This window comes from Nocardia sp. NPDC055053, assembly GCF_053608285.1.
On sequence record NZ_JBSGVD010000005.1, the window covers coordinates 94,672 to 107,089 of the forward strand.

At 66.4% G+C, this 12,418-nt stretch carries 14 protein-coding genes; 6 read left to right on the top strand and 8 right to left on the bottom strand.

The window, feature by feature from the left end:
• Positions 1-155: 155 nt before the first annotated feature.
• From ACWF82_RS06970 to ACWF82_RS06980, 3 genes are read right to left on the bottom strand one after another with little or no spacing between them, the layout of a single operon-like run.
• Positions 156-953: an ABC transporter permease gene (locus ACWF82_RS06970; RefSeq protein WP_452498779.1), complete on the bottom strand. Its 798-nt coding sequence runs from the start codon at positions 951-953 to the stop codon at positions 156-158.
• Entirely contained in the window at positions 950-1,762 is an 813-nt protein-coding gene (locus ACWF82_RS06975) for an ABC transporter permease (protein WP_452498781.1), read from the bottom strand. Before ACWF82_RS06975 ends, ACWF82_RS06970 begins: the two co-directional genes overlap by 4 nt.
• Positions 1,759-2,709, bottom strand: coding sequence for an ATP-binding cassette domain-containing protein (locus tag ACWF82_RS06980; RefSeq protein WP_452498782.1), 951 nt, complete (start codon positions 2,707-2,709; stop codon positions 1,759-1,761). The genes ACWF82_RS06975 and ACWF82_RS06980 overlap by 4 nt, the downstream gene beginning before the upstream one ends.
• A gap of 219 nt (positions 2,710-2,928) precedes the next feature.
• Here ACWF82_RS06980 and ACWF82_RS06985 point away from each other — a divergent pair, with 219 nt between their 5' ends.
• The 3 genes from ACWF82_RS06985 to ACWF82_RS06995 all read left to right on the top strand — a co-directional run bounded on the left by ACWF82_RS06985 (position 2,929) and on the right by ACWF82_RS06995 (position 5,064).
• Positions 2,929-3,732, top strand: a complete 804-nt coding sequence (locus ACWF82_RS06985) for a bestrophin-like domain (protein WP_452498784.1) — start codon at positions 2,929-2,931, stop codon at positions 3,730-3,732.
• 80 nt (positions 3,733-3,812) lie between these two features.
• On the top strand, positions 3,813-4,706 hold the full coding sequence (locus ACWF82_RS06990; RefSeq protein WP_452498785.1) for a hypothetical protein: 894 nt from the start codon (positions 3,813-3,815) through the stop codon (positions 4,704-4,706).
• A gap of 118 nt (positions 4,707-4,824) precedes the next feature.
• Positions 4,825-5,064, top strand: a complete 240-nt coding sequence (locus tag ACWF82_RS06995) for an ester cyclase (RefSeq protein WP_452498788.1) — start codon at positions 4,825-4,827, stop codon at positions 5,062-5,064.
• Here ACWF82_RS06995 and ACWF82_RS07000 read toward each other — a convergent pair.
• The 5 genes from ACWF82_RS07000 to ACWF82_RS07020 form a co-directional block, all read right to left on the bottom strand.
• Positions 5,043-6,224 carry a GGDEF domain-containing protein gene (locus ACWF82_RS07000; protein WP_452498790.1) on the bottom strand — a complete coding sequence of 394 codons (1,182 nt, stop codon included), beginning with the start codon at positions 6,222-6,224 and terminating at the stop codon, positions 5,043-5,045. The genes ACWF82_RS06995 and ACWF82_RS07000 overlap by 22 nt on opposite strands.
• 115 nt (positions 6,225-6,339) lie before the next feature.
• Entirely contained in the window at positions 6,340-7,143 is an 804-nt protein-coding gene (locus tag ACWF82_RS07005) for an HTTM domain-containing protein (RefSeq protein ID WP_452498792.1), read from the bottom strand.
• 7 nt (positions 7,144-7,150) lie between these two features.
• The gene (locus tag ACWF82_RS07010) at positions 7,151-7,720 is read right to left on the bottom strand and encodes a hypothetical protein (protein ID WP_452498794.1); all 570 of its coding nucleotides are present in this window, start codon (positions 7,718-7,720) and stop codon (positions 7,151-7,153) included.
• 5 nt (positions 7,721-7,725) lie between these two features.
• Positions 7,726-8,499 carry a hypothetical protein gene (locus ACWF82_RS07015; RefSeq protein ID WP_452498796.1) on the bottom strand — a complete coding sequence of 258 codons (774 nt, stop codon included), beginning with the start codon at positions 8,497-8,499 and terminating at the stop codon, positions 7,726-7,728.
• Positions 8,500-8,633: 134 nt separating this feature from the next.
• Positions 8,634-9,242: a TetR/AcrR family transcriptional regulator gene (locus ACWF82_RS07020; protein ID WP_452498798.1), complete on the bottom strand. Its 609-nt coding sequence runs from the start codon at positions 9,240-9,242 to the stop codon at positions 8,634-8,636.
• Between the two features lie 63 nt (positions 9,243-9,305).
• On the opposite strand from ACWF82_RS07020, the gene ACWF82_RS07025 reads away from it, so the two are divergent.
• The 3 genes from ACWF82_RS07025 to ACWF82_RS07035 all read left to right on the top strand — a co-directional run bounded on the left by ACWF82_RS07025 (position 9,306) and on the right by ACWF82_RS07035 (position 12,409).
• On the top strand, positions 9,306-10,382 hold the full coding sequence (locus ACWF82_RS07025) for a saccharopine dehydrogenase NADP-binding domain-containing protein (protein ID WP_452498799.1): 1,077 nt from the start codon (positions 9,306-9,308) through the stop codon (positions 10,380-10,382).
• Positions 10,379-11,290 (top strand): alpha/beta hydrolase, encoded by a 912-nt coding sequence (locus ACWF82_RS07030; RefSeq protein WP_452498801.1) that lies wholly within the window; start codon positions 10,379-10,381, stop codon positions 11,288-11,290. The genes ACWF82_RS07025 and ACWF82_RS07030 overlap by 4 nt, the downstream gene beginning before the upstream one ends.
• Before the next feature lie 75 nt (positions 11,291-11,365).
• Complete coding sequence (locus ACWF82_RS07035) at positions 11,366-12,409, top strand: MCE family protein (protein WP_452498803.1); 1,044 nt, start codon at positions 11,366-11,368, stop codon at positions 12,407-12,409.
• Positions 12,410-12,418 lie beyond the last annotated feature (9 nt).

Consider the following 12,418-nt stretch of genomic DNA (forward strand, 5'->3'; position numbering starts at 1 on the left):
ACGGTGCGGCAGGTGCTGAATCGTGCCGGACCGTCGTGGCCAATTCTGGCCACTCGCCGCCGGTTTCGCCGACACTTTCAGACACATTTTCATTTCAGATTTTGTGCAGGGGCACCGGACCGCACAGTGTCGGGCTGTGCGGCCGGGTCCGTCTGTCAGCGCCCGCGCCCTCGGTATCCGCGAATGGCGAACGTCGCGAAAACTACTGTCAGCGCCACCGTCCAGGCCAGCGCGCGCCAGGTGGGCGATGCGACCGGTCCCGACGATGCCATCCCACGCATCGCCTCCACCACCGACGACACCGGGTTGGCGGCGGCGACAGGCTGGATCCACGAGGGAAGATCCTGGCGGGGCACGAATCCGGTCGACAGGAACGAGGCCACCAGCAGGATCGCGTTGAGCGCCGAACCCACCGCCTCCCCGGACTTGGCGTGGACCGCGATCGCCACCATCATCCAGGCGACCCCGGTGCCGAAGATCAGCGGCAGCACGAGGAATCCGATCACGCCGAGTGCCCCGCCCGTGAAACGGAATCCGAGCAGATAGCCGACCCCGATCACCGCGAGCAGGGTGATCAGATTGCGCACCGCGTCGCCGGCGATGCGCCCGATCAGCGGGGCCGCGCGTGCGATCGGCATCGCTCGTAGCCTGCGGTCGAAGCCCGATTGCAGATCGTCGTAGGTCGTCATGGCGGTGCCGAGACCGGCGAACATGATGCCCATCACGGCGAACAGCGGCAGGCTGAAGTTCACGTAGTCGGCCCGGCTACCACCGGGGGCGACCAGCGAGCCGAACGACACCGTGATCAGCACCAGCAAGATGAGAGGGAAGAACGTCGCCATCATCAGCAGGACGGGATTGCGCAGCGTCACCCGGATGGCGCGGATCGTGAGCGCCCAACTGTCGATGAGCACCTGCGGGCGCGGTCCCGTCGCGGTACGGGTTTCGTTCACAGTGACCTCCGATAGGCCCGGGCCGCCATCGCGACACACAGGACGAACCCGCCGCTCAGCCACAGCAGGGCGATGGTGACCGGCCTGGCGAGAGCTGCCTCCGCGTCGGCCAGTGCCCGCAGCGCGTCGACGGTGCGGCTGAGCGGCTGGTTGGCGACGAACGGCTGCAACCACTCCGGGAACGCCTCGGTCGGTGTGAAGGCATTCGACACGAGCAGGAACGGGAAGAAGATGACATTGGTGATCACCTGCACCGAGTCCACCTTGCCCGCCGCGAAACCGATCGCGATGAACCCGGTGCACACCACCGCGGCGAAAAACAGTGCGATGAGCACGAATCTGACCGATGCGAGCACGCCGCCACCGAGGCGGAATCCCATTACGGCACCGGCCGGAAGCAGGACCACGATCGTCAGCAGCGCACGGGTCAGCTCCGCGCCGACCAGTCCCAGTACCGGGGCGACCGGCGAGACCGCCATGGACCGGAGCCTGCGGATCATGCCGCCGGTCACGTCCTCGACCGACAAGATGGCCGCCGACATGGCCGTGAACAGCATCGCCTGCAGAATGACCGCGGGCAGCAGATACTGCCCGTAATCGCTGCCGATCCGGCGCTCGACCACGGTGCCGAATACGACGTAGAACATCGTCGCGAAGACCAGCGGCAGCACGACGGCGCCGATGATGGACGCGGGGCGTCTGCTCATCAACCGCAGGTGGCGACCGGCCAGGATCGCGGTGTCGGCCCACATCGACGGAGCGGGACGGGGCACCGCGGCAACGGTTTTCGATGGGGCGATCGTCGTCACAGGGCGTCCTCGGGCTCGCCGGGGACGCTCGGATGCCCGGTCAGCCGGAAGAACACGTCGTCGAGGGTCGGGCGGCGCAGGGCGATGTCGTCGACGGCGATCTCGGCGGCGTCGAGCTTGCGCACGACATCGACCAGCGTCGCGGCACCGGACGCGGCGACGGCGACGCCGTCGCTCAGTTGGGCGAGTCCGGCCATGTCCGCCAGCGCGGCGGCGATCCGGGGGCGGTCGCCCTCGGCCGCGGTGACGTGGCAGACCGAGCCTCCGGCCTGGTCCTTGAGCTCGTCGGCGGTCCCGTCCGCGATGACACGGCCGTGGTCGACCACCACGATCCGGTCGGCCAGTTCGTCTGCCTCGTCCAGGTATTGGGTGGTGAGCAAGATGGTCATGCCGTCGTCGCGCAGGTCCCGGACCACGTCCCACAGCACGGCGCGGCTACGCGGGTCGAGCCCGGTGGTCGGTTCGTCGAGGAAGAGCACTTCCGGTTGTCCGATCAGGGATGCCGCGAGGTCGAGCCGTCGCCGCATGCCGCCGGAGAAGGTACCGCTGCGCCGATCGGCGGCCTCGGTGAGATCGAAGCGGTTCAGGAGTTCCTCGGCGCGCTCCGCCGCCTGCCGACGTCCCAGTTTCAGCAGCCGCCCGAACAGGGTCAGGTTCTCGCGCGCGGTCAGGTTCTCGTCCAGGGCGACGAACTGCCCGGTCAAACCGATCACGGACCGGACCGCTCCCGCGTCGGCCACCACATCGTGACCGGCGACCCGCGCGTACCCCGCGTCGGGAACCAGCAATGTGGTCAGTACATCTATCGTTGTCGTTTTTCCCGCCCCGTTCGGTCCGAGCACCCCCGCGATCGTGCCCCGTTCCACCGCGAAACCGAGCCCATCCAGCGCGGTCACCCCGCCGAACCGTTTGACGAGACCTTCCGCCTCTACGGCATTGTCAACCATGGAGGTAAACCTAACCTAACCTAACCTGAATAGCTAGGCTGCGATGAGGTCGAGCGGTGAACGTGGAGCGAGCGCGGAGTTGGCACGGCGGCAGCGCGCCTAAAGCGACCGGTCGGTTGTAAACCGTTGGGGTGGAAAGGAATCGGCTCGCAATCCATCCGCGCGGCTGCCGCGAATACCCTGTGATCGCTTCCATCCCGGCAGGAACGGAGTCGCGGAATGCTAGGAATTCTGTTGCAGCTGGCGGTATTGGCGCTTTTCGTGGCCGTCGCGGTGGGGATCTTCGTGCTGGGGGATCGGGTGCGGCCCGAATCGTGGCGGCACGACGACGATGCAGGTGCTGGTTCGATGATGCTGGACATGGTCAACATGTTCTTCGCCGCCATCGTGGCGTTCGTGGTGGTGATCCTGTGGCAGCAATACGACACCTCGCATGCGCACACCGTGTCGGAGGGCAAAGCCCTGGTGAGCGTGTATGAGTCCGCGAACAGCATGCCCGAGCCGGATCGTGAGAAGGTCCGATCCCTGGTGACCGCCTACACCCGGCAGGTGATCGACGACGAGTGGGAGGTCATGGACGAACAGCGTCGGCTGAGCCCGTCCACGCAGGCAACGCTGGATGATCTGCGGGAGGCGGTGAATTCCGTGTCTGCCGACACCGCGGAGGCGAAAGCGGACCAGGACGAGACTGCCGCTGCCGTCGCGGCGATCACCGAGGCCCGCTTCGACCGTGGCCTTGACGCCGGTTACCGGTTGCCCGGCTTCCTCTACGTCGCCCTGTGGTTCGCCACTGCCATGCTGTTGTTCGGCACCGTCTTCTCCGGTGTTGTGGTCACCAAGCGCAGCATCCTCATGACCGGGTTGTTCGGACTGGTGATCGGTGCGGTCATTGTGGCTGTCTACCAACTGGATCGGCCGTTCGCCGGTGGTACTCACGTCGCCAAGGACGCCTACGAACTCGCGCTCGCGCGCTTCCAGCACCTTGCCGCGGAACCGTCGTCCAGCGGCGATATTCCTCGTTGACCGGGTCAAACAGCGATCAGTATCAGGCTTTCGGAGGCACGGTGGGCGAAAAACGAAGAACTGTAGGGGGATTCGCGGCGGTGTCGGCGGCGGCGGCGGCTCTGATCGCCGTCCACGCACCGCTCGCTGCGGCTGCCCCGGGAATACCGGCAATCGACCAGATCGTCAGCGGCAGTGCGGCTCCGGGCACCGTGGCTGCCCCGGGTGACGCACCATCAGACGGGCTGGAACTGGGGCTCGGCACCGGCAGCAGCCTCGCGAGTGAACCGGTCTGGTCTGCGGTGCCGACCGGCAGCTCGGCTGGGTTGTTCCCGAACCCGGCGGCCGGGCAAGCCCTCGGCCTCGGCCCGACAACGACCGGCGGCGTAGACGCTGCCCGCGCGATGGCCGATCCGACCGCCGTGGATCCCAGGGCATCCGATCGCGCACCTGGTACGGCACCGACGACTCCGACCGCCGCCCCGGGCACGCTTGGCGGCCTGCTGCTCCCCAACCCCGATCATGTGCTTCCCGCCTGTGTCGGCAGCGCGGCAGTCGGCAGCGCCGCGCTGGGGTCTGGCATCGTCACCGGCAGTGGCATGGGCTCGAGCCTGATCGGCCTCGGTTCCAGCGGAAGCGTCGGCTCGGGCTCGGCCGGTGCGGGCAGTGTGGCGGTCGGCAGCGCCGCGACCGGCAGCGCCCTGCTGACCTGCATGCTGTTGCTCCCGGTCCCAGGTCTGCCGGAGCCCGGTATCCCCCTGATCATTCCACCGGCAGCGGTGGCGCCGACCGTCGTGCCTATCCGAGAGCGACTGCCCGAGGTGAACCCATCGATTCCAGCAGCGATCCCGCCGCTGCCGATGCCGCGGCCGCCGGACGAGTACGCCGCACCTGTTCAGTCACCCCCCGCACCTCCGCTCACCGCGCTGCAGGTGATGACGGTCATGATCATCACGATCATCGCGGGCGCGCGTGCTCGCCTGCGTGGGCGGTAGTAGTTGCCGAGTGCTCGAATGATGGATGAACGTTCTCATTGATAGATGATCGACCGCACTGCCAGGTCTGCGATCGCGCTGTATTCGTTCGCCATGATCGTGGCCTCCCAAGATTGGAATGAACGTAGAGATCGGCACATTCGTCGCCTTCGACACCAACGGTGATGTCGCGCAAGCATTTCCAGCAACAGGCAAGTCCTTCGCGATCACTCGGACGCACTGGATCCGGATCGCCGACGGCAAGGTCATCGAGCACTGGGCCAACCGTGACGATCTCGGGATGTCCATGCAGGTCGGGGCTCTCCCACGAGTTCTGGAATCAGTTGCTACCGGCGGTCATCCGGAGTTGGGGTGGTGATGATCCAGCGGCGGCGAGAGATCGTCGACCATCACCAGGTTCCCGCCGGATTGTTTGGCCCGATACATCGCGGCGTCGGCGGATTGCAGCAGCCGTTCCGGAGTCGGGCTCGGGCACTGTGCGCAGAGCGTCGCGTCGAAGACGGCCACGCCGACGCTCGCGGTGACCACCACCGCGGTCTCCGGTGGTTCGGCGACAACTTGGCACAACCGCTCGGCCTCGATGCGAGCGGCCGCTGCGGCGAAGGGGGCGGCCACGACGAATTCCTCACCGCCGGTGCGCGCCACCACCGCCGTCTCCCCGGCGGCATCGCGCAACCGGCGCGCGGTCCGGACCAGGACCGTGTCGCCGATGCTGTGCCCCCAGGTGTCGTTGACGTTCTTGAACCGGTCGAGATCGAAGCAGATGACACAGATCGCGGGACTGCGGTCCATCAGCTGCGGCAGCCGGTTCTCGAGGCCCCGGCGATTGAGCAGTTCGGTCAGCGGGTCGGACAGCGACTCGGTGCGCAGGAGCCAATAGAGGAGCTGGTACGCGGGCATCGCGCCGGCCACCGACGCGAGCAGGAGCCCGACCGCGACCGCTAGGTGGACATCGCCGCCGCCGGTGGCGATGCGCACCGAGAACACCAGTACCGACAGCACCGACCAGGCCGAATGCACGGCCAGTGCTCGCGCGCTGTGGAAGAAGCTCAGGTAGCTGCCGGTGACCAGGAGCAGCACTGTGCCCATCGCCCCGAACAGCCGATCCTGCAGCTGCAGGAATTCGACCGTGAACAGCACGTCGGCGCAGGCGATCAACACCAGCGACTCGGTCTTGGTCGGCCACGGCAGTAGCCACCAGCGCACTGCCCACAGCGCCCCGGCCAGCACTCCGATCGTCGAAGCGATGCCGGGATCGCCGGGCGGCCCCACCGGAGTTCCCGCGATCACCGCGCCCATCACCGCGATCGCCGCTCCCGCGATGCCGATCAGTACCTTGAGCGGTCCCAGCGCTGATCGAGCCGCCAGGGTGCCGACCAGCCATCGGTAGTCGACCGGGTCCTTCCACCAGGCGCGCAGCGTGTTGCCGTCCTTCGTCGCCCCACCCTCGGTCCCCGACCGCGTTGCCCACTGCCGCCCGCGCCGTTTGGGGGAAATCCGGAAGTCCCACCAGCTCATCGGCAGTATTCTAGGTCGGACCCGTTCATGCACGACGCGTGCGTGTATGTCGCAGCCCACTATCGACGTGTCGGGCGTATATCGCCTCGCCGCTGTGGGGTGTGACTCGCCTCTGTCACACGCCCGTGCCGGTCGCGCAGAAGATTACTGCTGGATAGGTGGCGACGAACGCCCAGGGGAAAGTGGACAGGCGCATGAGGACAGCAGTACCGATGTGGAGGAGAGCTCCGCTGATCAAGAGTGCGTAGGTGAGCGGTCCAATGCCGAGGAGTGCCAGGGGAAAACCGCACTCCAGCAGGATGACCGACCAGCACATCACGGTCGCGATGCCTCGATGGCGCGCCAAGATCTTGCCGGCCCGCGGGTGCCCATAGGCCTGTGTCGCCAAGACGCCCGGTAACGCCGCTCCGCTGCGCCACGACGGGCTGACCAGCTTCGCCGCGCCTGCCGTGAAATACGCGAGACATACCTGTGCCGCCAGGAACCAGAGAACGATCTCGTTGGCGCGCTCTTGCCTGATGCCGAAGGCGAGAGTCAACGATGCGAAGACGATGATCGTCAACTGGTCGGCCCCGTCGCCTCCGAAGCGCGAGCGCATACTCAGCAAGATGTAGGTCACGGCAATCACGCCGGCAGCCAAGGAATTGAAGACCGACGAGGGGTGGAGCGCCAAGAGGACCCCGCAGGCCAGGCAGACGGCGACAAGACCGAGCACTCTCGGATACGCCAGCAGCCGTCCGGCGCTGTGTTGGAAGGGCTTTCTCGTCAGCATGGCGACACTCGTAGTCGAGACAGGCCAGCTGGCGAGGGCGCCATCGGAAAGATGCCGCGGCATCGCCAGCCTCTCCATCGACCCGATGATGACGGCGACGGAGCCGATAGCCGCCGAAAGATGCAGCGCATCCGAGCTGGTGAACATCGGCTGCTTACCTCTCGCGGAGCACCTGTTCCGACAGATGCATGGTCGACAAGAAAATCACGTGGTGATCCGGATCCTCGTCAGCTCCCTTCGACCGCATGATGAGAAACTGGGTGGCCTGGGCACAATAGTCGCGCGGCAGGCTGCAGACAAAGTTGAGTGTCGCGATATACGGCAGCGTGAGTTGCATCTGGGCGGTGTCACGGTTCAGCGACAAGCTGGCCTTGACGAGTTCGACCGTCACGTCGATCAGCGCCTTGTTGTGCCGCCTGCCGGGATTCCAGACCGGTCCTATCCATTTCGGAGACGGGCGCGGACGAACCTCGCACCAACGAGTTATGCGTCCATCCGGCAGTCGATCGCGGTACAGCAGATGAAGATCGTCCGTCGCCGGTGTAGGCGCAAAGAAGTTCCAGCGCGGTATGAATCCGAATACATCGTGCGCGCGAATCCACTGCTCCGCCCTGCCGGCTTCCCATTTCTCGACATTACGGGGTATCTGGCAGACGGCGGAAACGGAAAACCACACCGACAGAAATATGGCGAGCGCAGCGAATATCAGATGGTCGATCGCCATCTTGATCAATGCACATGCCCGAGAGCTTCACGGCGGAGATCGAGCAATTCCCGTGCTGTCGCGGCCGGGCCCAATCTCTGAATTTGTTCGTCCGAAAGGTGCCGCTCCTCCTCCTCTGCGGCCATGACAGCTGCCGTACACAGGACAGCGACGGTGACGGCCATGGCAGCCCACGCGACAAAAGTGCCGTTCTCGCAACAACTTGCGTCGGCCGTCAGGTTCGCCTCCAGCTGATCCTCCGGCACCTGCGCCAGCGCAGCCCGTTCGGCAGGGGTCAGCGGCGGCACGTGTTTGAGAGCCACGGCCGCCAATGCCTCGTCGGTATCGTCACGTCGGTGTTCGACGAGAGTCAGAGATTCCGGGCTCAGCTGTCCACCGTTGTACGGATTGTCCAGGATGACTACGCCGAGGTCGTCCGGCGGGAAGATGTTCGTTGCGAGGGTCCGGCCGCCATATCGAACGCTCGCGAATACGGGAGAACGCTGAAGTAGACGCCAGGCCTGGTAAGTCGAAAGTCTCGTGCGACCCTCGAAACGGGGCCGGAGCTCGTTCTCGACCAGGGTGACATCGTCGCCATTACGCAGGGTGGCGGCATCTCGAACTCGCTGCAGAATCGGATCACCCTGGGCGGCGACGAAAACCCTGACGGATCCGGGCAGGCACAGCAGCGCACGGTCAGGCTGCGTAGGAACGTAGTCCAGAATCTCGATCTCGCGATACTCGAGCGATCGCATCGCAAGCTCGTCAGCAGCGAGCTGCAACAGTGTTTGTTGATCCATGTCTCGACCTCCCGGCTAAGGGTGACGCCTTCTGACCAGACCAGGCGGAAACGTAGCACACGGCCTCGTCGACGAGACGGCATTTCGAGTCAGACGGGCCATCGGGCGACCGCGGCAACCGGATCGGTGGGGTATCAAGCGTCGCGAATACCGACCTCGAGCAGGTGCAGGGCGGCGTCGACTGTGGCGGCGACGAGGGTGTCGTCCAGCGGTCCGGTGGCGGGGAGCATGGCGTGCAGGAGTAGGGGGCCGGTCAAGATGTCCGCGACGAGGTTGGGATGAGTGACCGGTGGTATTTCGCCGCGGTCGACCGCGCGCTGAAACATCGCCTGCGTCGACCGGCGGCGAGGGGCCATGAAGGCCTCGTGGAACAGCGCGCTCCACTGCGGGTCGGTGCTGAGATCGCCGAGCAGGCCTGCGATGCCCGCTGCGATGATCGGGGTGGTGAAGAACTCGACCTGTGCGCGTTGCAGCGAGATCAGGTCGTCACGCAGGTTGCCGGTATCGGGCGCAGGATCGGTGCCGAAGTGCGTAGCCATGCTGTTGGCAATCAGCGCGACGCGTCCAGGGAAGCGGCGGTACAGCGCGGTGCGCGTGGTACCGGCCAGCGCGGCGACCTTGTCGATAGTGATCGCGCTATAGCCGTCTGTCAGCAGTAGCTGCTCGACGGCGGCGGTGATGGCGGTGTCCAGGGCCGTATTGCGGGGGCGGCCCATTCCGGCGGGTTTTCCCTTGTCAGACATACGCGACACATCGTAGCGGTTCAACCCTTGTCGGACATACGCTACACGTTGTAGCGTATGTTCATGGGTGAAATCTGGATCATCGGCGCGACCGGTCGCGCCGGGCGAAACATCGGTGCCGAGTTGCGCGGCTGCGGGCATCGGATCGTGCTGGTCGGCCGCAATGCTCAGCGATTGTCCGAGGCCGCGGCGGCGCTCGAGGCGCTGGGCGGGGCACCGCCGCGGACGCTGATCACCGATGAACCGGTCGGCCGGATCGCCACGGGCGGACCGGATGTCGTCGTCAACACGGTCGGCCCCTTCAGCGCGACGACCATCCCGACCGCACAGGCGTGCGTGGCCGCGGGCAGTCACTACGTGGACCTGGCCAACGAATTCCAGCCGGTGCGGTCGTTGCTGGAGCTGGATTCGGCGGCCCGCGCCGCCGGGTCGACGCTGGTGACGGGTGCGGGGTTCGGCACGCTGGCGAGCGAGGCGCTGGTCTACGAGTTGTGCACGGGGCGTCCCGCTCCGATCCGTGTCCGAGTGGCAGCGATCCCTGTCGTGGACGGCTTGGGGCCGGCCGTGCTGGCCAGCGTGGTCGACGCGGCGGCGACCGGCGGGCTGACCTACCGAAACGGTCGCCTCGTGCGGACCCGGCTGGGTGCGCACCTGCAGCACATTCCGCTACCGGACGGTACAACGCGTGCCACCGTGGCGGTACCCACCGGTGAGCTGGAGGCCGCGCGCCGGGCCTCCGGTGCCGCCGAGGTGATCGCGACCTCCAGTGAGGTGCCTACCGGCCGAGCGGCTAGAGCCGCACTGCCGATCATGGGTGCGGTGCTGCGAGTAGATGCGTTGCGGCGCACCGCGGTCCGATGTATCAACCGCTGGCAGCTGACACCACCGAGCACGCCGGGCGAGGCGTCGTGGGCCTACGCGTCCGCGGAATGGCAGGACGGGGAAATGCGTCGGGCATGGTTGCAGACCGGCGAGGGCTACCAGTTCACCGGCCGTGTTGCCGCCACGGTCGCGCGCCGGCTGGCCGACGGCGATGCCCGCCCCGGCGCGTTCACCCCCGCCGCGTTGTTCGGCGCCGACCTCGCCCGATCCGCGGGCGCCACCATCACTCTCGACCCGACCGCGAAGGACCCCCGATGACTGACACCACCCGCGAGCATGTGCGTATCCCGGCAGGCGCGGACACCGAATTGGACTGCTGGCTGTACCTCCCGTCATCACCGGCGCCGCATCCGACGGTGGTGATGGCCCACGGCATCGGCGGAATCAAAGCTGCCGGCCTGGCCCCGTTCGCGGAGTTCTTCGCCGACAACGGCTTTGCCGCCCTCGTCTTCGACTACCGGCACTGGGGGCGGTCCGGCGGCACTCCGCGCGAACTCCTCTCGATCCGCCGCCAGCGAGAGGACTACCGCACCGCCCTGGCCTGGGCGCGTCGCCACGACTCGCTCGACAACGATCGCCTGTTCATCTGGGGAACTTCCTTCGCCGGCATGCACATCCTCGATATCGCTGCCACCGATCCGGCACTGGCCGGAGCCATCGCACAATGCCCACTCGTCGACGGCCTGGCCGGGACGGGAAAGGTGCACCCGCCGCGCGCGCTGCGCCTGACCGCCACCGCGGTGGTTGACCTGCTCGGCGGCGTCGCCGGCAAACCGCCGAAGTATCTGCCGCTCAGCGTCGGACCCGACAGCATCGGCGTGATCGCCACAAACGACGCACTCAGCGGACTACACCGACTCTCTCCGACTGACGGCGAGCCGTGGCCGAACCGCATCACCGCGCGATCAGTGCTCGACATCGCTGTCCACCGCCCCGTCCGCAGTGCCGGCCGGATCCGATGCCCCCTGCTGATGGTCGTCGCCGAAACCGACACCATGGCCCCCACCGGACCCGCCACCCAGGCCGCCGCGCGAGCACCCCGCGGCGAGCTCTACCGCAGCCGAGGCGGGCACTACGACGTCTACGCCGGCGGACTCGACCACTCCGATGTGCTCCGCGTCGAACTGGAATTCCTCACCAGACACTCCGCCGGCCACGGTCGATAGGCTCCCTCGTCGGTTCCTGAGAGGACCCTGTCCATGCGAATTCCGACTCACCACCGCGTTACTCGACTTGCCGGTATGGCGGTTGCCGGCGCCTCGTTCGTCCTCTCCGCCGGATGTGCGGTTACCGCACCACCTCCGCATCGCATCACTGCGGACTTCGAGAATTCCGCAGGTCTTTTCGTCGGCAATTCCGTGACGGTGCTCGGGCTCGACGTAGGCGAGGTCGAAAAGATCATTCCCCGGCCCGGCTACGTCGAGGTCCATCTCAGCGTGGATCCGGCGATAGACCTTCCGGACACCGTGATCGCGGCATTGATCTCGCCGTCGATCGTGACCGACCGCCATATCGAGCTCACGCCGCCCTATACCGGCGGGCCTATCCTGGCCGATGATGCGCATCTGCCGCTGACGCGCACACGGACCCCGGTCGAGATGGATACCGTGATCGCCACCATCGACCAATTCGCCCGATCTCTCGCCCCGGTACCCGGCACGGGGAGTGGACCACTGTCGGGGAACGTGACCTTTGCGGTCCTCGACGGTCGAGGGCAGCGCATCCGGGAGACCCTGGACGCACTCTCGGCAGCGCTCGAGGTCGGCGTCCACGACAAGGACGCGATCGCGAATATCATCATCCGGCTGCAAGAGCTGACCGCAATCCTCGCGGAGAACGAGCAATCCACCCGAGAATTCAGTGCTTCGATGACTCGGATGTCGGAGCTTCTGGCGGAGCAGGCTCTGGGACTGCAGGCGACTTTGCATCAACTGAACTCCGTCGTTGGCGGCACCGCAACCGTAGTCGCGCAACGGGAGCGAGAACTCGGCGATGCCCTGACCGGTCTGACCGCAGTTACCGATCAACTGCGAGCCAATTCCTCGGCTCTCATCGAGTTGGTCGACCTCACGCCGCTGCTGATGCAGAACATCGACGGAGCGATCGACCGGGACGATCGATTCTTCCGTGGCCATCTCCTCGTGGCCACCGCAGCCAGCGGCGAAGTGATCAGCGTGTTCTGTGAGCGAGTGCAGTTGAAGTCCGATGGGTGCCGAACAGGCAGAGTCGAAGATATGGGACCTGATCTCGGTTTCACCGCTGCCCTGCTCGGGCTGACCGGATGACGGAACCGT

What these genes read in the sequence shown, in the direction of transcription:
- ACWF82_RS06980 (WP_452498782.1), bottom strand. Translation starts at nt 2,709, where the DNA reads ATGGTTGACAATGCCGTAGAGGCGGAAGGTCTCGTCAAACGGTTCGGC.
- ACWF82_RS07010 (WP_452498794.1), bottom strand. Translation starts at nt 7,720, where the DNA reads ATGGCGATCGACCATCTGATATTCGCTGCGCTCGCCATATTTCTGTCG.
- ACWF82_RS07005 (WP_452498792.1), bottom strand. Translation starts at nt 7,143, where the DNA reads ATGTTCACCAGCTCGGATGCGCTGCATCTTTCGGCGGCTATCGGCTCC.
- ACWF82_RS07020 (WP_452498798.1), bottom strand. Translation starts at nt 9,242, where the DNA reads ATGTCTGACAAGGGAAAACCCGCCGGAATGGGCCGCCCCCGCAATACG.
- ACWF82_RS07000 (WP_452498790.1), bottom strand. Translation starts at nt 6,224, where the DNA reads ATGAGCTGGTGGGACTTCCGGATTTCCCCCAAACGGCGCGGGCGGCAG.
- ACWF82_RS07025 (WP_452498799.1), top strand. Translation starts at nt 9,306, where the DNA reads ATGGGTGAAATCTGGATCATCGGCGCGACCGGTCGCGCCGGGCGAAAC.
- ACWF82_RS07015 (WP_452498796.1), bottom strand. Translation starts at nt 8,499, where the DNA reads ATGGATCAACAAACACTGTTGCAGCTCGCTGCTGACGAGCTTGCGATG.
- ACWF82_RS06985 (WP_452498784.1), top strand. Translation starts at nt 2,929, where the DNA reads ATGCTAGGAATTCTGTTGCAGCTGGCGGTATTGGCGCTTTTCGTGGCC.
- ACWF82_RS06995 (WP_452498788.1), top strand. Translation starts at nt 4,825, where the DNA reads ATGAACGTAGAGATCGGCACATTCGTCGCCTTCGACACCAACGGTGAT.
- ACWF82_RS07035 (WP_452498803.1), top strand. Translation starts at nt 11,366, where the DNA reads ATGGCGGTTGCCGGCGCCTCGTTCGTCCTCTCCGCCGGATGTGCGGTT.
- ACWF82_RS07030 (WP_452498801.1), top strand. Translation starts at nt 10,379, where the DNA reads ATGACTGACACCACCCGCGAGCATGTGCGTATCCCGGCAGGCGCGGAC.